The following is a 22,594-nucleotide window of genomic DNA, read 5'->3' on the forward strand; positions in this document are numbered from 1 at the left end:
CTCAAATCCGCAGGTCAGTCGGCAAGCCGTCTTGAACAATCTTTGAAGAGCCTGCGGGGGCCACCGGTGCTCGGGGCCGCCCGCAGACCACTCACTCAGCGTCGCTTGGCCATCTCATTGATGAAACGGTCGAACAGCGGCGCTACGTCGTTCGGGCCCGGGCTTGCTTCAGGATGGCCCTGGAAGCTGAACGCGCTCTTGTCGGTGCGCTCGATGCCTTGCAGGGAGCCGTCGAACAGCGACTTGTGAATCGCACGAACGTTGCTCGGCAAGGTCGCTTCATCTACCGCAAAACCGTGGTTCTGGCTGGTGATCATCACAACGCCGGTATCCAGGTCCTGCACAGGGTGGTTGGCACCGTGGTGGCCGTGGCCCATTTTCAGGGTCTTGGCGCCGGAGGCCAGGGCCAGCAGTTGGTGACCGAGGCAGATGCCGAATACCGGAATCTCGGTTTCCAGTACGTCCTTGATGGCCTGGATGGCGTAGTCGCATGGCTCAGGATCGCCTGGGCCGTTAGACAGGAACACGCCGTCTGGCTGCAGGGCGAGCACGTCGCTGGCTGGGGTCTGCGCCGGCACTACGGTCACGCGGCAACCGCGCTCGACCAGCATGCGCAGGATGTTGTACTTGACGCCGTAGTCGTAGGCCACCACGTGGTAAGGCAGGTCTGCGGCTTCGATGGTCGCGTGGCTGTCGGTTTTCAAGTCCCAGACAGTGGAGCGCCACTCATACTTCTCTTTAACGCTGACAACTTTCGCCAGGTCCATGCCTTTCAGGCCAGGGAAACCTTGCGCTGCGGCGATCGCCGCCTCTTCGGAGATATTGTCACCGACCATGATGCAGCCGTTCTGCGAACCTTTTTCACGCAGGATGCGCGTGAGGCGGCGCGTATCGATACCAGCGATCGCCACAACGTTGTTGGCTTTCAGGTAATCGGACAGCGACATCGTGTTACGCCAGTTGCTCGCAACCAGTGGCAGGTCACGAATCACCAGACCGGCCGACCAGACACGATCAGACTCGACGTCTTCCGGTGTAGTACCGGTGTTGCCGATGTGCGGATAGGTCAGGGTAACGATCTGTTGGGCGTAGGAAGGATCGGTAAGGATTTCCTGATAGCCGGTCATGGCAGTGTTAAACACTACCTCTCCAACGGTTTGACCGTCGGCTCCAATGGCTTCGCCGCGAAAAATGCTGCCATCAGCAAGGGCGAGTATGGCTGGCTTAGTCAAGAAGACCTCCCGTAAATAAAGCCTGAAAGGGCGATCGCAGGTTGTAAAAAAGCGGAGTGACGTATGGACACGTCACCCCGCTTGTTCACTGAATTATTCTGCGCGCTTTTAGTGGACACACTAAAGCTGTAGCTTACAGAAAAAGGCTTTTTTGGTCCACCGCTAATGAGCCTTAAAGGCAGGGGAATGCGACAGGACGTCGCTTAGCGGGTAAAAACGGGGCCTAAGCATAAGCTTGAGGCCCCGTTTTAGCTACTGATTAGTGCAGATCCAGCACATCGCGCATGTCGTACAGGCCAGGCTCGCGACCCTCCAGCCAAAGCGCAGCGCGGACCGCCCCCTTGGCAAAGGTCATGCGGCTGGAAGCCTTGTGCGTGATCTCCAGGCGCTCGCCCTCGGTAGCGAACAGCACGGTGTGATCACCCACCACATCGCCACCGCGCACGGTTGCAAAGCCGATAGTGTCACGCGAACGCGCACCGGTATGACCTTCACGACCATACACCGCCACCTTTGACAGGTCGCGACCCAACGCATCGGCAATCGCCTCCCCCATGCGCAGCGCAGTGCCCGATGGCGCATCGATCTTGTGACGGTGATGGGTCTCGATGATCTCGATATCCGCCTCATCGCCCAGCACGCGAGCTGCCAGATCCAGCAACTTGAGCGACAGGTTCACACCCACACTGAAGTTGGCCGCGAAGACGACAGGAATATCCTTGCCCGCCTCCACCAGCAATTGCTTCTGCTCAGCCGTCAAACCGGTGGTACCGATCACCATGGCCTTGCCCGCCTTGCGGCAGAACGCCAGGTTTTTCAGCATCACTTCCGGCAGGGTGAAGTCGATCAGCACGTCGAACTCATCGGCCACCTGCTCCAGGTTGCCCGACAGCGAAACACCGATGCGCCCCAGCGAAGCCAGCTCACCCGCGTCCGCGCCGATCAACGTGCTGCCAGGGCGAACGATCGCCGCTGTCAGCCCGGAGGCCGGCGAGCGCTGCTGCACTGCCTCGACCAGCGTCTTGCCCATGCGCCCTGCAGCGCCCATTACGGCTATACGTCGCATACTCAATTCCTTACAGGTCGCCGAAGAAGCGCTTCACACCATCGAAAAAGCCCGCGGTTTTCGGCGAGTGGGAGTCATCGCCCTCCATCGAACCACGGAACTCTTCAAGCAGTTCACGCTGACGACGGTTCAGGTTGACCGGCGTTTCTACCGCCACGCGACACATCAGGTCGCCAGCACCGCCACCCCGCACCGGCGCAACGCCTTTGCCGCGAATGCGGAACTGCTTGCCGGTCTGCGTGCCTTCCGGGATCTTGAGCTTGACCCGACCATCCAGGGTCGGAATCTCCAGCTCGCCACCCAGGGCCGCATCGACAAAGCTGATCGGCACTTCACAGAACAGGTGCTTGCCATCGCGCTGGAAGATCGAGTGCTCGCGCACATTGATCACCACATACAGGTCGCCCGTCGGGCCACCCTGAGTCCCCGCCTCGCCTTCACCCGACAGGCGAATGCGGTCACCGGTATCCACGCCCGCAGGCACCTTCACCGACAGCGTCTTGTACTCTTCTACGCGGCCTTCGCCGTGGCAGGAATCGCACGGATCGGAAATGATCTTGCCTTGGCCATGGCAGCGCGGGCAGGTCTGCTGCACCGAGAAGAAGCCCTGCTGCATGCGCACCTGGCCGATACCGCCACACGTAGGGCAGGTGATCGGCGACGAGCCCTTCTTGGCACCCGAGCCATCACACGGCTTGCAGTTGACCAGTGTCGGCACACGGATATTGACGCTGGTGCCGCGCACGGCTTCTTCCAGGTTGAGTTCCAGGGTGTAGCGCAAGTCGCTGCCACGCTGGGCACCGCCACGCTGACCACCCCGACCACCACCGAAAAAGTCGCTGAATACGTCGCCGAAAATATCGGAGAAGTTCTGACCACCAAAACCGGCACCACCGCCACCCATGCTCGGGTCGACGCCGGCGTGACCATATTGGTCGTAGGCCGCACGCTTATTGGGATCAGACAGGCATTCGTAGGCCTCATTGGCCTCTTTGAACATTTCTTCGGATTCTTTGCTATCCGGATTACGGTCCGGGTGGTGCTTCATCGCCAGGCGACGGTAAGCCTTCTTCAGGTCCGCCTCGCTGGAGCCGCGCTCCACACCCAACACTTCGTAATAGTCACGCTTTGCCATAAGTCTTTGCACTCTTAAGGACGTTCAGCCAGACCCTCCTGAGCCTTGCCAAACTCGTTGAGCCCCAATACAGGCCCGGACCCAACTCACGTCAATTCAACGATCCTGGTCATTACTACTTTTTAGCCAGGGACCCGGCCAAAAGTGCGGTATTTACTGCTCGGAAAGCAGGAGCATTCCCGATCACACCGCCAGCATCCGCACGTTGTCGCATGCTGTAAAAATTCGCATACCCCAGACACGCCAACGCGGGAGCAAGCTCCCGCGCGGCGACATCCTACCAGTCACCGCTTGATAGCGGTCAACCGGGCGACCAACTTACTTCTGGTCTTTGACTTCTTCGAACTCGGCATCGACAACGTCGTCGTGCTTGGCTTCAGGTTCTGCGTGCTGTGCAGCGCCTTCTGCCGGCTGGCCTTGCTCGGCGTACATCTTCTGAGCGACTGGCGCGGAGACTTTCGACAGTTCCTCAACCTTGGCTTCGATGGCAGCCTTGTCGTCGCCTTTGATAGCGGCTTCCAGGGCAACCACGGCAGCTTCGATCGCGGTCTTCTCTTCGGCAGTCACTTTGTCGCCAGCATCAGCGACCATTTTGCGCGTCGAGTGAACCAGGGCATCACCTTGGTTACGTGCACCGGCCAGCTCTGCGAACTTGGCGTCTGCATCGGCGTTGGCTTCAGCATCACGAATCATCTGTTGAATTTCTTCATCAGACAGACCGGAGTTGGCCTTGATGGTGATCTTCTGCTCTTTGCCAGTGGCCTTGTCCTTGGCACCTACGTGCAGGATGCCGTTGGCGTCGATGTCGAAGGTCACTTCGATCTGTGGCACACCACGTGGCGCTGGTGGAATCTCGGCCAGGTCGAACTTGCCCAGGGACTTGTTCTGAGCAGCCTGCTTACGCTCACCTTGCAGCACGTGAATGGTCACAGCGCCCTGGTTGTCGTCGGCAGTCGAGAACACTTGCGATTTCTTGGTAGGAATCGTGGTGTTTTTCTCGATCAGCGCAGTCATTACGCCACCCATGGTTTCGATACCCAGGGTCAGCGGGCTCACGTCCAGCAGCAGCACGTCTTTTACGTCACCGGCCAATACCGCGCCCTGGATGGCAGCACCCATGGCAACCGCTTCGTCCGGGTTCACGTCTTTACGTGCTTCCTTGCCGAAGAACTCGGTCACTTTCTGCTGTACCAGTGGCATACGGGTCTGACCGCCCACCAGAATCACGTCGTTGATGGAACCAACGTCGATACCGGCGTCTTTCAGCGCGATGCGGCAAGGTTCGATGGTGCGCTGAACCAGGTCTTCAACCAGTGCTTCCAACTTGGCGCGAGAGATCTTCACGTTCAAGTGCTTAGGACCGGTGGCATCTGCAGTGATGTACGGCAGGTTCACGTCGGTCGACATGCTCGAGGACAGCTCGATCTTGGCCTTCTCGGCAGCTTCTTTCAGACGCTGCATGGCCAGCGGATCACCCTTGAGGTTCATGCCGCTTTCTTTCTTGAATTCGTCAACGAGGTAGTCGATCAGACGAATGTCAAAGTCTTCACCACCCAGGAAGGTGTCACCGTTGGTGGCCAACACTTCGAACTGGTGCTCGCCGTCAACTTCAGCGATCTCGATGACCGACACGTCGAACGTACCGCCACCCAGGTCATAAACGATCACAGTGTGGTCGCCCTTGGCCTTGTCCATACCGTAAGCCAGAGCGGCTGCGGTGGGTTCGTTGATGATACGTTTTACGTCCAGGCCCGCGATGCGGCCGGCGTCTTTGGTCGCCTGGCGCTGGCTGTCGTTGAAGTAGGCCGGAACGGTGATCACCGCTTCGGTGACTGTTTCACCGAGGTAGTCTTCAGCCGTCTTCTTCATCTTTTTCAAGACTTCAGCCGAGATCTGCGGAGCAGACATCTTGTTGCCATTGACTTCAACCCAGGCGTCACCGTTGTCAGCCTTGGCGATTTTGTAAGGCACCATCTTGATGTCTTTCTGTACGACTTCTTCGTCGAACTTACGGCCGATCAGACGCTTTACCGCGTACAGGGTGTTGTGCGGGTTGGTCACAGCCTGGCGCTTGGCCGACTGACCAACCAGGATCTCGCCATCATTTGCGTAAGCAATGATCGACGGCGTGGTACGCGCGCCTTCGGCGTTCTCGATAACTTTGGCTTTGCCGTTTTCCATGACGGAGACGCAGGAGTTGGTGGTCCCCAGGTCGATACCGATAATTTTGCCCATGATTTACTCTCCCGAAACTTGAATTTGGTTGCCGCAGCAGTGGTGGCTAACTGCGGTAGCACTTAAACGCTTGACTTATAGATGGGGGCCTTGCGGCGTATTTCAAGCCTGCTCATCAATAGAAGGCGAAACCGGTGCAGGAGCCTTGCTCACTACAACCATCGCCGGGCGCAGCAAGCGACCATTGAGCAGGTAACCCTTCTGGAACGTTTTGAGCACGCTGTTCGGCTCCAGATCATGGCTTTCCTGCATGGCCATGGCCTGGTGATGCTCAGCGTTGAACGGCTCGCCGCCTTGTGGATCGATCGCTTCCAGCTGATAACGCTTCAGGGTGTCCTGGAACATTTTCAGGGTCAGTTCGATCCCTTCGCGCATCGGACGGATGTTTTCGTCGTCAGGGTTGGACAATTCAAGGCCACGCTCCAGGCTGTCGATGATCGGCAGCAAGTCATTGGCGAATTTTTCCAGCGCGAACTTGTGAGCCTTTTCTACATCCTGCTCGGCACGGCGGCGGACGTTCTGCAGATCAGCGGCAACACGCAAAGACTGATCCTGCGCAGCGGCCAATTGCTCTTCAAGCACTTGCACGCGGGTTGCCAGCTCATCGCCGACAGCCGAATTGGCGTCTGGAGTTTGCGTATCCTGCGTCTGTTCGTCAGCCATAGTTTTCTCCTTTCAAAATCATGCGCGAACTCAACTCGCGCTTCTGTTCCGGTATATGGGGCCACAATTTCCAGGTTCAAGGGTGCAGGCGTTACCAAAAGTCTTTCAGGTGCTCTGGATCAATTCCCGCGCTGTCATTCCTCGTCGCACTAAAAAACCAGGCCACTCAAGCAAATCGAGCTAAGCATCAGGATTGTCAGCCCCGAACAAAACACTGTATAAATAACCAGACCTAACACCTGGGAGCGGTCTTCATGCTCGTGCACCTGTCTGTACATAACTACGCCATCGTTGAACACCTGGATCTCGAACTGGATCGCGGGATGAGCGTAATCACAGGCGAGACCGGCGCCGGCAAGTCGATCATGCTCGATGCCCTGGGCCTTACCCTCGGCGACCGCGCCGACAGCGGCGTTGTGCGCCCTGGCGCCGACAAGGCCGATATCCTGGCCACGTTTGACCTGGCGGACATTCCCGAGGCAGAAGCCTGGCTGGCAGAACGCGACCTGAATATTGAAGGCCCTTGCATCCTGCGCCGGGTCATCACTGCTGAAGGACGCTCTCGCGGCTACATCAATGGCACGCCCTGCCCCCTGGGCGACTTGAAATCCCTGGGTGAGCTGCTGATCGATATTCACAGCCAGCACGAACACCAATCCCTACTAAAGACCGATACGCATCGCCGACTACTCGACGAGTACGCGGGCGCCACCGACCTTGCCCGGCAAGTGCAACTTGCTGCACAACGTTGGCGCCAGACTCGCCAGGAACTGGAGCGCCTTTCCAACTCCGGAGACGAGCAGCGCGCCCGGCACCAACTGCTGAGCTATCAGCTTGAAGAGCTCGAAAGCCTGGGGCTTGGCGAGACCGAACTTGAACAGCTGGAACAGGAACACAAAAACCTGACCAACGCTGAAACCCTGCTAGGTATTTGCCGCCAGGTCGTGGAACAGTGCAGCGAGAGTGATTCCGGCAACGTGCTCAATGCGCTGACCGCCAGCCTCAACCGCCTGTCCAGCGTCAACAGCGCGTCCGGCTCCCTGAGCGAAGCCACCACGTTGCTGACCAGCGCACAGATCCAGGTCGAGGAAGCCGTGGGCGAACTCAACCGCTTCCTGGACCACTTCGACGCTGACCCTGCGCGATTGCAGGAAATCGAAGAGCGCCTAGACACCATCTATACCCTGGCGCGCAAACATAGAATCCAGCCCACCGAAGTCGCAGCCATGCAGCAGAAACTGCTGGATGAAATCGAGACCCTCAACGCTAACGATGAGTCCATCGAACAACTGGGCGAAGAGCTCGCCTCCTTTGCACGCCACTATCAAGAAAAAGCCCGCGAACTGAGCGACCTGCGCCAGCAGGCGGCTAACAGCCTGGCCAGCGCAGTGGAAGCGGAGATCCAGCGACTGGGCATGCCGGGCGGGCGATTCACCATTGAACTGCGCGCCAACGCCAGCAACGAACTGCAACCTCATGGTCTGGAGCAAGTTGAACTGCTGGTCAGCGCCAACCCTGGGCAACCGCTCAAGGCATTGGCAAAAGTCGCCTCTGGTGGTGAGCTGTCGCGTATCAGCCTGGCGATTCAGGTGATTACCGCCCAGACCTCACGCGTCCCCACACTGGTGTTCGATGAAGTGGACGTGGGTATCGGCGGGCCGACGGCGGAGATTGTTGGCCAGTTGTTGCGTCGCCTGGGTGATCGCGGCCAGGTGCTCACGGTAACGCACTTGCCGCAAGTGGCCGCCCAAGGGCATCAACATCTGTTTGTGCATAAAGTACGGGGAAGCGACGCGACGCACACCGCCGTGTCGAAGCTGAACAAGTCGGAACGCGTGGAAGAAGTGGCACGAATGCTTGGGGGTATCGACCTGACCAAGGAGTCCCTGGCCCACGCGAAGAAAATGGTCGTGGCCGCCAAGGCTTAAACTGGCATTTTCCTCTCTTCTATAGAAAGCACGAAGGCGACCTCTGGGTCGCCTTCGATCATTGCGCAGAGCAAATCTGCATCTTTTTTACTTTTTCTTACGGATGTACAGCACCAGGTTGTGGTCCACCAAATCGAATCCATGCTCCTCGGCAATTTGGTGCTGGAGCTTCTCGATTTCCGGGCTGGTGAACTCGATAACCTCGTTGGTATCCAGGTCAACCATGTGGTCGTGATGACCACCGTCAGCCAGTTCGAACACTGCATGACCGCCGTCGAAATTATGACGAACCACCAGTCCTGCGGCTTCAAACTGGGTCAGCACACGGTAAACCGTGGCCAGGCCAACGTCCTCGTTAGATTCCATCAGCGCCTTGTAAACATCTTCGGCACTCATGTGGCGCTGCTCAGCAGAATCGAGCATTTGTAGAATCTTGACTCGCGGCAGAGTCACTTTGAGACCGGCTTTGCGTAGTTCGCTATTTTCAACCATGGTTAGCTTTCTCGCGGATGCTGCTTCGCAGCTTCTCTTAATACGGGTATGATCGGCGTTTACGTTGTCCCAGCCAAGATAGTGGAAGTCGCCCACCGATGCAAAACACCAAGCTCTTGCTAACCAGTTTCACCTTTGTGGGACTGCTCGCACTCGCCGGTTGTTCATTCCCCGGGGTTTACAAAATCGACATCCAGCAGGGCAATGTCGTCACGCAGGATATGATAGACCAGTTACGCCCGGGAATGACCCGACGGCAAGTACGGTTTATCATGGGTAACCCCCTGCTGACCGACACTTTCCATGCCGATCGCTGGGATTATCTCTACAGCATTCAACCAGGTGGCGGTGAACGCCAACAGGAGCGTGTCAGCGTCATTTTTAATGGCAATGACCAGCTTGTCAGCCTGTCCGGCGACTTCATGCCCGGCGTGAGCCGCGATGAAGCCTTGCTTGGCAAGGACAACGGTACGAACGTGACCGCCCCTGCACAGGAAGCGGAAAAACCGAAATCCGAAGTGCCGGCCAAGCCGGGCTCCTTGCTCGACCAGATCCAAAAGGACGTCGACGGCGTGAAAACCGTTCCAGTCCCGACGCCAGAACCTCTGGACGCCAGCCCGCAGTAATAAAGCGGCGCTCAACAAAAAGCCCGGCATGCCGGGCTTTTTGTTGCCTGTCGCTCAGAACACCTAGGTGTTCTGCCGCTTGACCAATGCTGCCTTGGCCGCGCGCAGCCGTCGCACCTCTTTAGGGTCAGCCAGCAAAGGCCGGTAAATCTCGATGCGATCACCCGCCATCACTGCTTGCGTATCCGGGTCAGCTACCACCTTGCCGAAAATCCCGAGCGGACAATCCGCCAGTTCCACGCCAGGAAACTCCCGGGCGATACCCGAAGCCAATACTGCCGCCCTCAAGCTGGTACCCGGCGCCACCGCAACCGCGACCAGCACCTGACGGTCTTCGGCGGCATACACCACCTCAATCTCAACCATGCAGTTGCTTGGCCCGCTGACAGAACGCATCCACCAATGTATTGGCTGCCTGATTGAACAAAGGCCCCAACGTCGCCCGCACAATGGGGCCAGCGTAATCAAAGGACAGGTCCAGGCTGATCTTGCAGGCCTTGTCCGTCAACGCCTTGAACACCCACACCCCATGTAACTGGGTGAACGGTCCTTCCTGCAGGTTCATTTCGATGGACTTGCCCGGCACCAGCACATTGCGTGTAACAAAATGCTGGCTAAGACCGCCCTTCGCCACCCCGACACTGGCAACCATATACTCATCGCTGCTTTCCAGCACCTCGGCGGCAGAGCACCACGGCAAGAATTCCGGGTAACGCGCCACGTCGTTGACCAGGTCATAGAGCGCTTGTGCTGGATAAGGCAGCAAGGCCGAGCGTTGAATGTGCGTCGTCATGTGAGCGTTATTTCCACTGCTGAGGCAAACATCGCGAAAAAACAGCCCGATCCGCGAGAGAAAAAAACCAAAGAATTGCCCGCATTGTCCGGGATTCGTCCAACACGCTCAAGCACGCAGGTTGACCGTAGCCGACACGCTCGCAACTCCCTATAATGCCGCCCCTATGGCTAAACAAAAGAAACACCCCACAGGGACCATCGCGCAAAATAAAAAAGCGCGACACGATTACTTCATCGAACATCGTTTCGAGGCTGGTCTGGTCCTGGCCGGCTGGGAAGTAAAGAGTCTGCGTGCCAACAAGCTGCAGCTGGTCGACAGCTATGTGCTGCTCAAGGATGGCGAGGCATGGCTGCTCGGCAGTCATATCACCCCGCTGACCACCGCGAGCACTCACGTGATTGCCGACCCGGTGCGCACACGCAAGCTGCTGCTCAACGCCCGCGAACTGGAAAAGCTCGCAGCGTCAGTGCAGCAAAAAGGCTACGCGTGCGTCTGCCTGTCCTGGTACTGGAGCAAGCATCTCGTCAAATGCGAGATCGCTCTGGGCAAGGGCAAGAAAGAGTACGACAAGCGCGACACCGAGCGCGAACGCGATTCCAACCGTGAATTGCATCGCGCCGTGCGCAACAAGGGCAAGGAAGAGTAATTCCTGCAACGCCGTAGCCTTGGGACATATCCCGGGCTACAGGCCCTTGCGACGCTCCGCTCGCGCTACGCGCTGCACTTCCTGACGCACTTCTTCCAACACTTCCTGCACGTACAGCAGGTGACGTGTTGAGACTTCCCGCGCCTGCTCGGCCCGCCCTTCGATAATCGCCAGGTACAGATCCCGATGCTGATTGATCAGCATGTCGCGGGTTTCCGTACGCTGCTGGTACATGCCGCCAATGTTGGTCACCACGTTTCGCTTGAGCAAATCGAACAAGCCGCGAATGGTGTGCAACAACACCGCGTTGTGGCTGGCCTCGGCAATCGCCAGGTGAAACCTTGCGTCGGCCGCGCCCTCTTCCGCCCGACTCACCTCATCGGCGCGCGTGTAGCAATCCTGCAAGGCTTCGAATGCAGTGGTCAGCCGCTCACGGTCAACTTCAGTGGCACGCAGCGCGGCGTAGTAGGCACAGGACGCCTCAAGCGTCTGACGAAATTCCAGCAGATCACGCTGCGCCTCGGGGTTGTTTTCCAGCAGGTGCAACAGCGGATCACTGAAGGTTGAACCCAGGGACTCAGCCACATAGTTGCCGCCGCCCTGCCGACTCACCAGCAACCCCTTGGCCGCCAGCTTCTGAATCGCCTCCCGCAACGAAGGGCGTGACACACCAAACTGCTCAGCCAATGCGCGCTCAGCTGGCAAGCGCTCGCCCGACTTCAGCGTACCCTCAAGGATCATGCCCTCAAGCTGCTCGACAATATCGTCAGACAAACGGCGCGAACGCACCTGATCAAACCCCATAACTCATTCTCCACAACCCCGACCACTCGCCAGGGCCTCTATTCTGGCCTATCGCCGCGCTCGCAGCACCTATCAGAACGCCTTCGATTGACCCGATCAGAACCCTACCTCCACGCCCCTACGACCAAAGTTTCGCGGGCGGCAAATTGACACACCCCTGGCAAGGCTTTTACTCTAGCCAACAGCGACTGTAAATTGGTATTACCAATTATCCAAGCTGACCAAACAACAACAATCAGGGCCATCCCCTATGCAAACCTGGCAACAGCTCTACAGCCCACTCGGCAGCCTCGGCCTGTCCGCATTGGCCGCCGTTATTCCGATCGTGTTCTTCTTCCTGGCGCTGGCCGTATTTCGCCTCAAAGGCCATGTGGCCGGCAGCATCACGTTGGCGTTATCGATCCTGGTGGCGATCTTCGCCTTCCAGATGCCCGTGGACATGGCACTGGCCGCCGCGGGCTACGGCTTTGCCTACGGCCTTTGGCCGATTGCGTGGATCATCGTCGCAGCAGTCTTCTTGTACAAACTCACCGTCAAGAGCGGCCAGTTTGAGATCATCCGCAGCTCGGTCCTGTCGATCACCGACGACCAACGCCTGCAGGTTCTGCTGATCGGTTTCTGCTTCGGCGCCTTTCTGGAAGGGGCTGCCGGTTTCGGCGCGCCGGTGGCGATCACTGCCGCATTATTGGTGGGCCTGGGTTTCAACCCGCTGTACGCCGCAGGCCTATGCCTGATCGCCAACACCGCGCCGGTAGCCTTCGGCGCCCTGGGGATCCCGATCATCGTTGCAGGCCAAGTCACCGGGATTGACGCGTTCAAGATCGGCGCCATGACCGGCCGCCAGCTGCCCCTGCTGTCGCTGTTTGTGCCGTTCTGGCTGGTGTTCATGATGGACGGCCTGCGCGGCGTTCGCGAAACCTGGCCCGCCGCGCTGGTTGCGGGCTTGAGCTTTGCCGTCACCCAATACCTCACTTCCAATTTCATCGGCCCGGAACTGCCGGACATTACATCCGCCCTGGCCAGCCTGATTGCCCTGACCCTGTTCCTGAAAGTCTGGCAACCCAAGCGCACGGCCGGCGCGCAGATCGCAGGCGCCACCTCCGGCGCCGCGATCACCGCCAGCGCCGGAGGCTTCGGCCAGCCGCGCAGCACAATCGCCTCGCCCTACAGCCTGGGGCAGATTTTCAAAGCCTGGTCGCCGTTCCTGATCCTCACGGTGCTCGTAACCATTTGGACCCTCAAGCCCTTCAAGGCGATGTTCGCCGCTGGCGGCTCGATGTACGGCTGGGTGTTCAACTTCGCAATCCCGCACCTTGATCAGTTGGTGATCAAAGTCGCGCCAATCGTGACCAACCCGACCGCCATTCCTGCGGTGTTCAAGCTGGACCCGATTTCTGCGACCGGCACTGCGATTTTCTTCTCCGCCCTGGTCTCGATGCTGGTGCTCAAGATCGACATCAAAACTGGTCTTACCACTTTAAAAGAAACCTTCTACGAACTGCGCTGGCCAATCCTGTCCATCGGCATGGTGCTGGCGTTCGCGTTCGTCACCAACTACTCCGGCATGTCGTCGACCATGGCGCTGGTCTTGGCTGCTACCGGCGCAGCCTTCCCGTTCTTCTCGCCGTTCCTCGGCTGGTTGGGGGTTTTCCTGACAGGCTCTGATACATCGTCCAACGCCCTGTTCAGTTCGCTGCAAGCCACCACCGCACACCAGATCGGTGTCAACGACACCCTGCTGGTCGCGGCAAACACCAGCGGTGGCGTGACCGGCAAGATGATCTCGCCGCAATCAATCGCCGTGGCCTGTGCGGCGACCGGGCTGGTGGGCAAGGAATCCGACCTGTTCCGCTTCACCCTCAAGCACAGTCTGTTTTTCGCCACCATCGTCGGGCTGATCACCCTGGCCCAGGCCTACTGGTTCACCGGTATGCTGGTGCACTGAGACCTGCACGTCACAGGGTAAGAATCGACGCCGGACACTGCGTCCGGCGTCTGCTATTTCTGGAGGACCGATGAGCCTGCCTGCTGCTTTTCTGAGCGACGTCGCACAACTGATCCCGAAAGATCGACGCTTCGACGATCCCCTTTCCACCCTCGCCTTCGGCACCGACGCGAGCTTTTACCGACTGATCCCACAGCTGGTTATCCGCGTGGAGTCGGAAGACGAAGTGGTAGCGCTGTTGCAACTGGCCCAGCGCGATCGCGTGCCGGTGACCTTCCGTGCCGCCGGTACCAGCTTGTCCGGCCAAGCCATCAGCGATTCGGTCCTGCTGGTACTCGGCGACAACTGGAACGGTCGCGAGATTCGCGGGCAAGGCACGCAGATCCGCCTGCAACCCGGTGTGATCGGCGCCCAGGCCAACGCGTGGCTGGCGCCGTTCGGCCGCAAGATCGGGCCCGACCCGGCCTCGATTAACGCCTGCAAGATCGGCGGCATCGTTGCCAACAATGCCAGCGGCATGTGTTGCGGTACCGCACAGAATACCTACCACACACTCGCAGGTATTCGCCTGGTATTGGCCGACGGCAGCCGCCTGGATACCGAAGATGCCGCCAGCGTTACCGCGTTTAGAAAGCAACACGGCCCATTGCTGGAACGCCTGGCTGCACTCGGTCGTGAGACGCGGGCCAACACTGAGCTGGCGGCAAGAATCCGCCACAAATACCGTCTGAAAAACACCACCGGCTTGTCACTCAACGCCCTGGTGGATTTCGATGAACCGCTGGATATCCTGAGCCACCTGCTGGTGGGTTCCGAGGGCACCCTGGGCTTTATCAGCGCGGTGACCTACGACACCGTGATCGACCACCCGAATAAAGCCTCGGCGCTGATTGTGTTCCCGGATGTCGAAACGTGCTGCAACGCTGTGACCGTGCTGAAGACCCAGCCGGTCTCTGCCGTCGAGCTGCTGGACAGACGCAGCCTGCGCTCGGTGCAGAACAAACCGGGCATGCCCGACTTCGTACAGCACCTGTCGGAACATGCCTGCGCACTATTGATCGAATCCCGCGCCGCGTCGTCTTCATTGCTGCAGGAACAGCTGGCCCTGATCATGGCGTCCCTGGTCGCTTTCCCTGTGGAAAAACAGGTCGACTTCACCGAAGACCCCGTTGAAAACGCCCGCTTGTGGGCCATCCGCAAAGACACCTTCCCCGCCGTCGGCGCCGTGCGCAAAACCGGCACAACGGTGATCATCGAGGACGTGACCTTTCCGGTCGAGCAACTGGCCATTGGCGTAAACCGTTTGATCGAGCTATTCGACAAACACCACTACGACGAAGCCATCCTTTTCGGACACGCCCTGGAAGGCAATCTGCACTTTGTGTTCACCCAAGGCTTCAACAACAGCGAAGAAGTCGCACGCTATCAAGCGTTCATGGACGACGTTGCACAGTTGGTAGCCGTGGAGTTTGGCGGCTCGCTGAAAGCCGAGCACGGCACCGGCCGCAACATGGCGCCCTTTGTCGAACTGGAATGGGGCAGCGAAGCCTATCAACTGATGTGGCAACTCAAACGCCTGCTCGATCCCAACGGCATCCTCAACCCCGACGTGGTGCTCAGTGAAGACCCGCAGATTCACCTCAAGCACCTCAAGCCTTTGCCGGCCGCCGACGAGCTGGTGGACAAGTGCATCGAGTGCGGCTTCTGCGAGCCGGTGTGCCCCTCCAAAGGCCTGACGTTGAGCCCACGCCAGCGCATCGTGATCTGGCGCGACATCCAGGCTAAAAAACGTGCGGGCATCGACATCACCGAGCTGGAAGCGGCCTACCACTATCAAGGCATCGACACTTGCGCCGCCACCGGCCTGTGCGCCCAGCGCTGCCCTGTGGGCATCAACACCGGCGACCTGGTGAAAAAGCTGCGCGCCCAAGAGGCTGATCGTCCGAAAACCGCCGAATGGCTCGCAAGCCATTTCTCCACAGCACTGCAAGGCGCACGTTTTACCCTGCACGTCGCCAATGGTGCCCGCATGCTGCTGGGGGCGCCACGCCTGGCGAGGCTGTCGGCGAAAATCACCCAGTTGTCCAAAGGGCAGATCCCGCAGTGGACCAATGCCATGCCGCAACCAGAAAAAGCCATCCGCTTCAGCCCGGCCGTCGTCGACGAACGACCGCGCGTGGTGTACCTGGCGGCCTGCGTCTCACGGGCGATGGGCCCTTCAGCCGACGACAAGGAACAGACGTCGCTGTACGACAAAACCCGAGGCCTGCTGGAAAAAGCCGGTTACCAAGTCGTATTTCCTGACAATCAGGACAGCCTCTGCTGCGGTCAGCCCTTTGCATCCAAAGGCTACGCCGAACAGGCCGAGCACAAACGCCAGGAACTGATCGGCGCCCTGCTCCATGCCAGCCGTGGCGGTCTTGACCCGATCTACTGCGACACCAGCCCCTGCACCCTGCGGCTGGTGCAGGACCTCGGCGAAACGCGCCTGGACCTGTACGACCCGGTGCGTTTCATCCGCACCCATTTGATGAATCGCCTGGACTTCACCCCACAGGAAGCTCCCATCGCCGTACACGTCACCTGCAGCACCCAGCACTTGGGCGAAAGCCAGGCCTTGATTGACCTGGCGCGGCGCTGCGCAAAAACCGTGGTGGTCCCGGAAGGTATCCACTGCTGCGGCTTCGCTGGCGACAAAGGCTTTACTACGCCGGAACTCAACGCCCACTCGCTGCGTTCGCTCAAGGACGCCGTGCAATATTGCACTGAAGGCATCTCCACCAGCCGCACCTGTGAGATCGGCCTGAGCCAGCACGGCGGCATCGACTACCACGGGCTGGTGTACCTCGTGGATCGGGTCACCCAGGCCCGCGCCCACTAATCCTGCAAAAAAACAGAACCCTTGCGCGCCGGCGCAGTCATCTGCATAGGCCTCGACGAACGAGGCCCATCCGTGATGTCGCTGGCAGCCGTTGAACGCCAGCAGCGTCGAGCCCTTTTGCGCAAGGAGATACCCTATGAAGCGTTCCGCTCTTGCTGGCTTGTTCATTACCGCTGCGATGCTGGCCTCCCCTGTTTTCGCGGCCGGTGAACCCGACCTGTGCACAATCAACCTGGACAAAATCAATAACGGCCAAGCGCTGCTCGCCACCGATACCAGTGGCAAAAAGGGAGAAATCGACACCGCCGTCTCCCAGGCCAAGGCAGCTCACGCAGCAGGCGATGACAAAAAGTGCATCGAGATCACCTCCAAGGCCCTGCAAGACCTGCAGAACGGCGACAAAGGCGGCAATCAGTAACCACGGACGCTCAAGGCCAACCTTCGGGTTGGCCTTCTGTGACCGTTTGGCGTACACTGCACGAGCTTGTCACTCACTAAGAAACAACGAGTTACAAGCACGGGGCCGTTTAGGATTCGACGCCGGTTGCGAAACTTTAGGTGCATGCCGAGTTGGTAACAGAACTCGTAAATCCACTGTTGCAACTTCTTATAGTTGCCAATGACGAAAACTACGGCCAGGAATTCGCTCTCGCTGCGTAAGCAGCCTTAGCCCTGAGCTTCTGGTACCTTCGGGTCCAGCAATCACCAGGGGATGTCTGTAAACCCAAAGTGATTGTCATATAGAACAGAATCGCCGTGCAGTACGTTGTGGACGAAGCGGCTAAAACTTACACAACTCGCCCAAAGCACCCTGCCCTTCGGGTCGCTGAGGGTTAACTTAATAGAAACGGCTACGCATGTAGTACCGACAGCGGAGTACTGGCGGACGGGGGTTCAAATCCCCCCGGCTCCACCAATTCGAAGCATCGACAAAACCCGTCAAGTGCGGGTTTTGTTGTTTCTGGGGTTTGGAAAGCACCGCCCACCCCCTCTGGAATCCCCCCACACTTCCCATTACCCTGACCCCCTCTATCAGACAATTGGAAGTCCGATACCCGTGCTCAAGCCCCTCGCCGTCCTCGCACTCGCCTGCACCCCGCTAATCACCACCGCTGCCGACCTCGCCGGCGTGTGGCAAGGCACCTTGGGCAAATCCGCCATCACCGCGTGCTTCAACGGCGCGCATGGGGCCAATGGCAGTTACTACTACCAACGCATCCTCACGCCGATCCAGCTGACCCAAGCCAACGCGAGTGAACCCTGGGCCGAAGAAGGCAACAGCGGTTTCTGGCAACTGGACGAACCCCAAGGCGATACGCTGACCGGCACCTGGAGCAAAACCCCGGGCGGCAAAGGCTTAGCGTTGTCGCTGAAACGCATAGACGTCGACAGCTGCGCCAGCGATGCCTACAACAACGCCATCGAAGCGCTGCCGCCGCCGGTGAAGGTGGAGAAAAACACCTTCCATGAGCACGCCTATCAGGTGAAGACCCAAGGCGGCCAGGTCATCCTCAAACTCGAAGGTGAGGGCGCGGCCATCGACAAGATCAACCGGGACCTGGCGCGCATGGCTATCAGCTCGGATGGCCAGGCCGATTTCTATCGGGAGCGGCGCAATTCACTGGACCAGGGCGGCGGCACGTCGACCAGCGAGATCAGTGTGGAGCCGCACTATTGGTCCTCGCACTGGATCACCGTGCGGTTCTACCGATGGACGGCCGGCTATGGGCGCGGTGGCATCAGTTGGGGCCTGCACACCTGGAACCTGCAAACCGGCGACAGCGTCGACCCATGGACCTGGCTGGGTGGCCGTGAAGCGTGGGACAACCCCTACTCCGGCCAGATCAAGTTACCAGCGCCCTTCAGCGCATGGCTCGCCAAACAGACCAGCATTGACGAAGGCTGCCCGGCGGTGACCAGTTACTCCACCTTCGACTTGAGCTTCAATACCGAAGGGATGCAGCTTTCGACACCCGCCCAGGGCGATGGCTGTGACAACGAATTGAGTTTTACCTGGGAGCAGTTGGAGCCGGTACTGACAGCAGAAGGCAAAGCCGCACTGCTCAGTTTGAAGACCCCCTGACTGCCAGAGCAGGCACACAAGGGCGCCTTACAAAAAACTGACACTCATTCACGAAATATTCAGAAATGCTGACAGATACTAGCCGATTGCCACGGCCGTTCCCCCCGAACGGTCCCTTGCCTCGGTTGCCAGTACTATGACGCGTCCTGCTCCTCTGCTGCTCCTGCTCGCTGGTTTGTTGTTCTTCTTTGCCCTGGGTAACCATGAACTGCAGGGCTCCACCGAAGCCCGCGTCGCCGGGATCGCCATGGCCATGCACCTGGATAACAACTGGGTGGTGCCCCAGCTGTTTCGTGAACCCTTCCTTGAAAAACCGCCTCTGAGCCTGTGGCTGGACGCCGGCGCCATTCGCCTGTTTGGCGCCAGCACCGGCGCGGTGCGCCTGGCCTCGGCGTTCGCCGGGCTGTTCAGCGTGATGCTGTTCTACGGGATGCTGCGCACCTTTGGCCGCCCGAAAACATTGGCGTTCTGCGCCGCCCTGATCCTTGCGACCATGGCCAGTTACTGGGGCAACGTGCGGGGTGTTGGCGAGGACTCCTTGCTCAGCCTGGGCGTGACCACTGCATTGCTTGGGTTCTACCAGGCGGTACGACCCGACCGCCAAGGCGCCGCTGCCTGGGCGTGGGCGTTGTTTACTGCCGGGATGGTGATCGCCACGCTGAGTAAAGGCGTATTGGGCCTGGCAATGCCGGGCATTGTGATCTTCGTGTACCTGGTCGCGACCACAGTGCTGGACAAGCGCCTGCGTATCGGTGACTGGCTCAAGCCGGGGCTGTTCACCTTGCTGGCGCTGGTGCCGCTGATGATCTGGCTGGGCTTCCTGTTCCAGCGCGGCGGGATGCAGGCCGTGGGCGAAGTGTTGTGGACCAACAGCGTCGGCCGGTTCAGCGGTTCATTCGTCGAAGCCGGACACTACGAACCGTTCTACTACTACATCGCCAAACTGCCCGAAGCGTTCCTGCCATGGAACATCCTGGTGTACCTGGGGCTGTGGCATTTCCGTAAGAGCCTGGTGCGCAACCGCTACTACCTGTTTTTCAGCATCTGGCTGGTGGCGCAATTCACCCTGCTGACCCTGGCCTCCAGCAAGCGCACGGTCTACCTCATGGCGCTGACGCCGGCCGCCGCCGTGCTGGCCGCCGAATACGCCCGCGTCGTGCTGGAGTGGGCCAAGCAGCACAAGCCGTCGCTGTACAAACACCATAAGGCCGTGATCGGCAGCGTGTTTACCCTGGCGGTCGCCTGCTACCTGATTGCAGCCTTCTGGTTTGCGCCCAAAGCGGACGTGCGTCAGTCGTTCGTCCCGGTGATCAGCCAGGTGCAGGCGCTGCAAGCGCAAGGTAAGGAAGTGGTGTTGTTCCAGCCCAACGAGCGGATTGCCGGGGCCAGCGTGTTCTATCTGCAGGCTTACTTGCCGATCCTGCAGACCGAAGCGCAGTTGCGCACGTTCCTCACGGCCAAGCCGGGCAACGTGGCGCTGATGAACCGTACCGAACAACTGACCGAGAAGGTCACGGTCATCAAGGAGATGGCGATCAATCGCCAGCCTTACTACTTCGTCGAGCAGTAAGGCCGGCGCAAGGCATCAGTGCTTGGTGACCTTGTCCAGGTAACCCATGGCAAACGCCGAGATCACGAAGGTCATGTGGATGATGACGTACCACATCAGATGCTGCGGATCGACGTTCTTGGCGTCCATGAAGATGCGCAACAGGTGGATGGAGGAAATAGCCACGATGGACGCCGCCACCTTCATCTTCAGCGACGAAGAGTCCATGGTGCCCAGCCAGTTGAGCTTTTCCTTGCTCTCATCGATATCCAGCTGCGAGACGAAGTTCTCGTAGCCGGAGATCATCACCATCACCAGCAAGCCGCCGACCAGGGCCATGTCGATCAACGACAGCAGCACCAGGATCAGCTCGGACTCGGCCATCGAGAACACGCTCGGCAGCAGGTGAATCACTTCCTGGAAGAATTTCAGCGCCAGCGCCAGCAACCCCAGGGACAAGCCGAAATAGATTGGCGCCAGCAGCCAGCGCGAGGCGTACATAGCATTTTCGATAAAGCGTTCCATTGGATCTCACACAGCTTGGCTAAAAATGGCCGCGAGTATACCAGCCGCTACAAGACACCTGTCACCGCGAGAAAACTGACCTGAGCGGCATCTGTAAGAGAATTTTTCTGCTAGTGTCGAGCCCATCAAATCGGCTCGATGACGTCGAACAGGAAAAACTCAGATGATGGATGTGCGATCCCATTTGGCCACTATCGGCCTGGGTGCGATGCTGTTGATGAGCGGCGGCTGCTCCCCCAAAGAAGAGCAGAAGCAAGCCACCCTCGAAGAGAGAACCGCCAAGTTCGAGCAGTCCCTGGACAGCATCCAGGATCCCAAGCTGCGCGACGCCATTGCTGATCTCGGCGGCTCGCTGCTCTTGCTGGAGCGGGCGCGCGTAAAGCTCGCCGAAAAGCCTATCGAGGCCGAATACGGCGAAGACACCCTGGCCCTGATCAAACACTACCCCACGCCCCAAGCCTTGGTGGACACCTACATCAATGGCCTGTTCGTGCTGCGCAAAGCCTCGCACTCCGACTACCTGACCGATCTGCAGCCGGTCTTCCCGTTCAACTTCAACAGCCCCGACCAGTTCCCTTTCCCCCACGGGCTGGAATGGCAGTCGGTGACCTTGAGCAACAACAAGGTCATTCCCTTCCAGCCTGAATGGTCGGAAACCGACCCGGGCATCCAACTGAGCCCCAGCAGTTCCAACCTGACCAACCCTGATGACCTGACGGTGACCTACCCGTTCATCGATGGCGTAGAGACTGAGAACAAGAGCCAGCCGCAACCGGTCAGCCTCAAAGGTGCGGTGGAAGTGGTTGCCCCCGGCAAGGTGCTGACCTTCGACCTGTCGAAAAAAGACGTGGGCCGCAAGCGCACCGAGGGCGATATCACCCTCAACCTGCTGCTGCTTGAAAAGAACTACGCCGAGATCGAACTGACCACCAGCGCGCCCCTCGCCCCGGAAGTGGGCGACGAATCGCCTAACCCGTTGCTGGTGCAGGCACGCGACACCACCGGGCAATTCCTCACCCGCGCGGGCTCGATCAACGAGAGCAGCGCCCAGGTGGCGTTCTACGAGAAACAACTGGCCGAGATGCAAAAGCAGAAGGCCTGGTCCGACGCATTTGAAAAGCAACTGAGCGACGAACAAAAGGCGTTCGAGCACAAACAGAGCAGCCACTACGCCAAGGTGTACTTCAACGGCGTGATCGATAGCCTGCAGGTCAACGTGCTGGACTTCTCCAAGGCGACGGTCACGCACAAGGACCTCGACCTGCCGGTGATGCGCTTCGACAAGAACAGCCTGCAAAAAACCGTGCAAGCCTTGCCGATGCCCGTCACGGTGTATGACGACAGCGCCGCCAGCTGGCTCAAAGACGCGACGCTGACCGAAGACCAATTGAAAAAAAGCGTCACCATCACCCAGTCGACCGAAGACGCCAGCGCCGCGCACATCGTGTTCGACCACCCGTTCACCTTCAACGACGACCTGGTCGGCAGCGAACGCAACAGCAGCGAAGAACCCATCACCTTCTTCACGGCCGACGACAAGGGCGAGCGCGGTGAGCCCATCGAGTTGCCCACCGAGGCGTTTGAGCTGGACGCAGCCCGTGGCACGCTGACCTACGACCTCAACCTGTTCCCGGAAAACCCGGCGTTTGTGGTGGGTTCGATCCCGCTGTTCCTGGCCAACATCGAAAAGGCCACGATTGACGTCGCCAAGCTGCCCAAGGGCCTGACGCTCAAGGACAACGCGCTGATCGTCGACCAGAAGGCATTCCCGTCCGACAGCTGGCGCTTCTACGCCAAGGACGCCAGCGGCAACTACCTCAAGGAAATCCTCGGTGTCAGCCACCGCGCCGAGGAATACGGCACGGCGATGTTTGACGTACATTATTTCTACGGCCAGCCGACCGTGCTGGAAAGCTACCAGCGCACCGACCTGAACACCGTGCAATACGGCTTCGAGGTCAAGCTGGACAAGCCGCAGGCGCAATAGC

General features: G+C 59.2%; 19 protein-coding genes and 1 other RNA gene. 10 read left to right on the plus strand and 10 right to left on the minus strand.

Features of this window, described 5'->3' with window-relative positions; translation table 11 throughout:
- Positions 1 to 95: 95 nt before the first annotated feature.
- From carA to grpE, 5 genes are all read right to left on the minus strand, one after another.
- Positions 96 to 1,232 carry a glutamine-hydrolyzing carbamoyl-phosphate synthase small subunit gene (carA, locus tag AC07OV_RS13705; protein WP_038843802.1) on the minus strand — a complete coding sequence of 379 codons (1,137 nt, stop codon included), beginning with the start codon at positions 1,230 to 1,232 and terminating at the stop codon, positions 96 to 98.
- A gap of 259 nt (positions 1,233 to 1,491) precedes the next feature.
- Positions 1,492 to 2,298, minus strand: a complete 807-nt coding sequence (gene dapB / locus AC07OV_RS13710) for a 4-hydroxy-tetrahydrodipicolinate reductase (protein ID WP_494997788.1) — start codon at positions 2,296 to 2,298, stop codon at positions 1,492 to 1,494.
- 10 nt (positions 2,299 to 2,308) lie between these two features.
- A complete protein-coding gene (gene dnaJ / locus AC07OV_RS13715; RefSeq protein ID WP_178919542.1) occupies positions 2,309 to 3,433 on the minus strand; it encodes a molecular chaperone DnaJ in 1,125 nt (374 codons plus the stop codon).
- A gap of 318 nt (positions 3,434 to 3,751) precedes the next feature.
- Positions 3,752 to 5,668, minus strand: coding sequence for a molecular chaperone DnaK (dnaK, locus tag AC07OV_RS13720; RefSeq protein WP_176998432.1), 1,917 nt, complete (start codon positions 5,666 to 5,668; stop codon positions 3,752 to 3,754).
- Between the two features lie 102 nt (positions 5,669 to 5,770).
- Entirely contained in the window at positions 5,771 to 6,331 is a 561-nt protein-coding gene (grpE, locus tag AC07OV_RS13725; RefSeq protein WP_016976812.1) for a nucleotide exchange factor GrpE, read from the minus strand.
- A 254-nt stretch (positions 6,332 to 6,585) separates the two neighbouring features.
- Between grpE and recN the strand changes: the two genes are divergently transcribed.
- Positions 6,586 to 8,259, plus strand: coding sequence for a DNA repair protein RecN (recN, locus tag AC07OV_RS13730; RefSeq protein WP_495092395.1), 1,674 nt, complete (start codon positions 6,586 to 6,588; stop codon positions 8,257 to 8,259).
- Between the two features lie 87 nt (positions 8,260 to 8,346).
- Here recN and fur read toward each other — a convergent pair whose 3' ends face one another.
- Positions 8,347 to 8,751, minus strand: a complete 405-nt coding sequence (gene fur, locus AC07OV_RS13735; protein WP_083360362.1) for a ferric iron uptake transcriptional regulator — start codon at positions 8,749 to 8,751, stop codon at positions 8,347 to 8,349.
- 98 nt (positions 8,752 to 8,849) lie between these two features.
- Here fur and AC07OV_RS13740 point away from each other — a divergent pair, with 98 nt between their 5' ends.
- Positions 8,850 to 9,377, plus strand: a complete 528-nt coding sequence (locus AC07OV_RS13740; RefSeq protein WP_176998434.1) for an outer membrane protein assembly factor BamE — start codon at positions 8,850 to 8,852, stop codon at positions 9,375 to 9,377.
- A gap of 63 nt (positions 9,378 to 9,440) precedes the next feature.
- Here the strand turns inward: AC07OV_RS13740 and AC07OV_RS13745 are convergent, their stop codons facing one another.
- Both AC07OV_RS13745 and AC07OV_RS13750 read right to left on the minus strand, forming a co-directional pair.
- On the minus strand, positions 9,441 to 9,743 hold the full coding sequence (locus AC07OV_RS13745) for an RnfH family protein (protein WP_494997786.1): 303 nt from the start codon (positions 9,741 to 9,743) through the stop codon (positions 9,441 to 9,443).
- On the minus strand, positions 9,736 to 10,170 hold the full coding sequence (locus AC07OV_RS13750) for a type II toxin-antitoxin system RatA family toxin (RefSeq protein ID WP_495092396.1): 435 nt from the start codon (positions 10,168 to 10,170) through the stop codon (positions 9,736 to 9,738). Before AC07OV_RS13750 ends, AC07OV_RS13745 begins: the two co-directional genes overlap by 8 nt.
- Positions 10,171 to 10,336: 166 nt before the next feature.
- Between AC07OV_RS13750 and smpB the strand changes: the two genes are divergently transcribed.
- Positions 10,337 to 10,819 (plus strand): SsrA-binding protein SmpB, encoded by a 483-nt coding sequence (gene smpB, locus AC07OV_RS13755; protein WP_176998554.1) that lies wholly within the window; start codon positions 10,337 to 10,339, stop codon positions 10,817 to 10,819.
- A gap of 36 nt (positions 10,820 to 10,855) precedes the next feature.
- On the opposite strand, the gene AC07OV_RS13760 is transcribed toward smpB, so the two are convergent.
- Positions 10,856 to 11,623, minus strand: a complete 768-nt coding sequence (locus tag AC07OV_RS13760) for a GntR family transcriptional regulator (protein ID WP_176998436.1) — start codon at positions 11,621 to 11,623, stop codon at positions 10,856 to 10,858.
- Positions 11,624 to 11,873: 250 nt separating this feature from the next.
- On the opposite strand from AC07OV_RS13760, the gene AC07OV_RS13765 reads away from it, so the two are divergent.
- The 6 genes from AC07OV_RS13765 (at position 11,874) to AC07OV_RS13790 (ending at position 20,102) form a co-directional block, all read left to right on the plus strand.
- Positions 11,874 to 13,568 carry a lactate permease LctP family transporter gene (locus AC07OV_RS13765; protein ID WP_495092397.1) on the plus strand — a complete coding sequence of 565 codons (1,695 nt, stop codon included), beginning with the start codon at positions 11,874 to 11,876 and terminating at the stop codon, positions 13,566 to 13,568.
- A 70-nt stretch (positions 13,569 to 13,638) separates the two neighbouring features.
- Positions 13,639 to 16,449, plus strand: a complete 2,811-nt coding sequence (locus tag AC07OV_RS13770; RefSeq protein WP_495092398.1) for an FAD-binding and (Fe-S)-binding domain-containing protein — start codon at positions 13,639 to 13,641, stop codon at positions 16,447 to 16,449.
- Positions 16,450 to 16,585: 136 nt separating this feature from the next.
- Positions 16,586 to 16,867: a PA2433 domain-containing protein gene (locus AC07OV_RS13775; RefSeq protein WP_495092399.1), complete on the plus strand. Its 282-nt coding sequence runs from the start codon at positions 16,586 to 16,588 to the stop codon at positions 16,865 to 16,867.
- A 101-nt stretch (positions 16,868 to 16,968) separates the two neighbouring features.
- Positions 16,969 to 17,365: a transfer-messenger RNA gene (ssrA, locus tag AC07OV_RS13780) on the plus strand.
- A 141-nt stretch (positions 17,366 to 17,506) separates the two neighbouring features.
- Positions 17,507 to 18,532, plus strand: coding sequence for a hypothetical protein (locus tag AC07OV_RS13785; RefSeq protein ID WP_495092400.1), 1,026 nt, complete (start codon positions 17,507 to 17,509; stop codon positions 18,530 to 18,532).
- 136 nt (positions 18,533 to 18,668) lie between these two features.
- Positions 18,669 to 20,102 (plus strand): ArnT family glycosyltransferase, encoded by a 1,434-nt coding sequence (locus tag AC07OV_RS13790; protein WP_495092401.1) that lies wholly within the window; start codon positions 18,669 to 18,671, stop codon positions 20,100 to 20,102.
- A 15-nt stretch (positions 20,103 to 20,117) separates the two neighbouring features.
- Here AC07OV_RS13790 and AC07OV_RS13795 read toward each other — a convergent pair whose 3' ends face one another.
- A complete protein-coding gene (locus AC07OV_RS13795) occupies positions 20,118 to 20,606 on the minus strand; it encodes a TIGR00645 family protein (protein ID WP_016976786.1) in 489 nt (162 codons plus the stop codon).
- 163 nt (positions 20,607 to 20,769) lie between these two features.
- Between AC07OV_RS13795 and AC07OV_RS13800 the strand changes: the two genes are divergently transcribed.
- Positions 20,770 to 22,593, plus strand: a complete 1,824-nt coding sequence (locus AC07OV_RS13800) for a hypothetical protein (RefSeq protein WP_495092402.1) — start codon at positions 20,770 to 20,772, stop codon at positions 22,591 to 22,593.
- Position 22,594 lies beyond the last annotated feature (1 nt).

Source organism: Pseudomonas sp. GW821-FHT09A09 (assembly GCF_059418405.1).

Bases quoted from the DNA above. Each gene is read 5' to 3' on its own strand.
- dapB (WP_494997788.1), bottom strand. From the start codon at position 2,298: ATGCGACGTATAGCCGTAATGGGCGCTGCAGGGCGCATGGGCAAGACG.
- dnaJ (WP_178919542.1), bottom strand. From the start codon at position 3,433: ATGGCAAAGCGTGACTATTACGAAGTGTTGGGTGTGGAGCGCGGCTCC.
- dnaK (WP_176998432.1), bottom strand. From the start codon at position 5,668: ATGGGCAAAATTATCGGTATCGACCTGGGGACCACCAACTCCTGCGTC.
- grpE (WP_016976812.1), bottom strand. From the start codon at position 6,331: ATGGCTGACGAACAGACGCAGGATACGCAAACTCCAGACGCCAATTCG.
- recN (WP_495092395.1), top strand. From the start codon at position 6,586: ATGCTCGTGCACCTGTCTGTACATAACTACGCCATCGTTGAACACCTG.
- fur (WP_083360362.1), bottom strand. From the start codon at position 8,751: ATGGTTGAAAATAGCGAACTACGCAAAGCCGGTCTCAAAGTGACTCTG.
- AC07OV_RS13740 (WP_176998434.1), top strand. From the start codon at position 8,850: ATGCAAAACACCAAGCTCTTGCTAACCAGTTTCACCTTTGTGGGACTG.
- AC07OV_RS13745 (WP_494997786.1), bottom strand. From the start codon at position 9,743: ATGGTTGAGATTGAGGTGGTGTATGCCGCCGAAGACCGTCAGGTGCTG.
- AC07OV_RS13750 (WP_495092396.1), bottom strand. From the start codon at position 10,170: ATGACGACGCACATTCAACGCTCGGCCTTGCTGCCTTATCCAGCACAA.
- smpB (WP_176998554.1), top strand. From the start codon at position 10,337: ATGGCTAAACAAAAGAAACACCCCACAGGGACCATCGCGCAAAATAAA.
- AC07OV_RS13760 (WP_176998436.1), bottom strand. From the start codon at position 11,623: ATGGGGTTTGATCAGGTGCGTTCGCGCCGTTTGTCTGACGATATTGTC.
- AC07OV_RS13765 (WP_495092397.1), top strand. From the start codon at position 11,874: ATGCAAACCTGGCAACAGCTCTACAGCCCACTCGGCAGCCTCGGCCTG.
- AC07OV_RS13770 (WP_495092398.1), top strand. From the start codon at position 13,639: ATGAGCCTGCCTGCTGCTTTTCTGAGCGACGTCGCACAACTGATCCCG.
- AC07OV_RS13775 (WP_495092399.1), top strand. From the start codon at position 16,586: ATGAAGCGTTCCGCTCTTGCTGGCTTGTTCATTACCGCTGCGATGCTG.
- AC07OV_RS13790 (WP_495092401.1), top strand. From the start codon at position 18,669: ATGACGCGTCCTGCTCCTCTGCTGCTCCTGCTCGCTGGTTTGTTGTTC.
- AC07OV_RS13795 (WP_016976786.1), bottom strand. From the start codon at position 20,606: ATGGAACGCTTTATCGAAAATGCTATGTACGCCTCGCGCTGGCTGCTG.
- AC07OV_RS13800 (WP_495092402.1), top strand. From the start codon at position 20,770: ATGATGGATGTGCGATCCCATTTGGCCACTATCGGCCTGGGTGCGATG.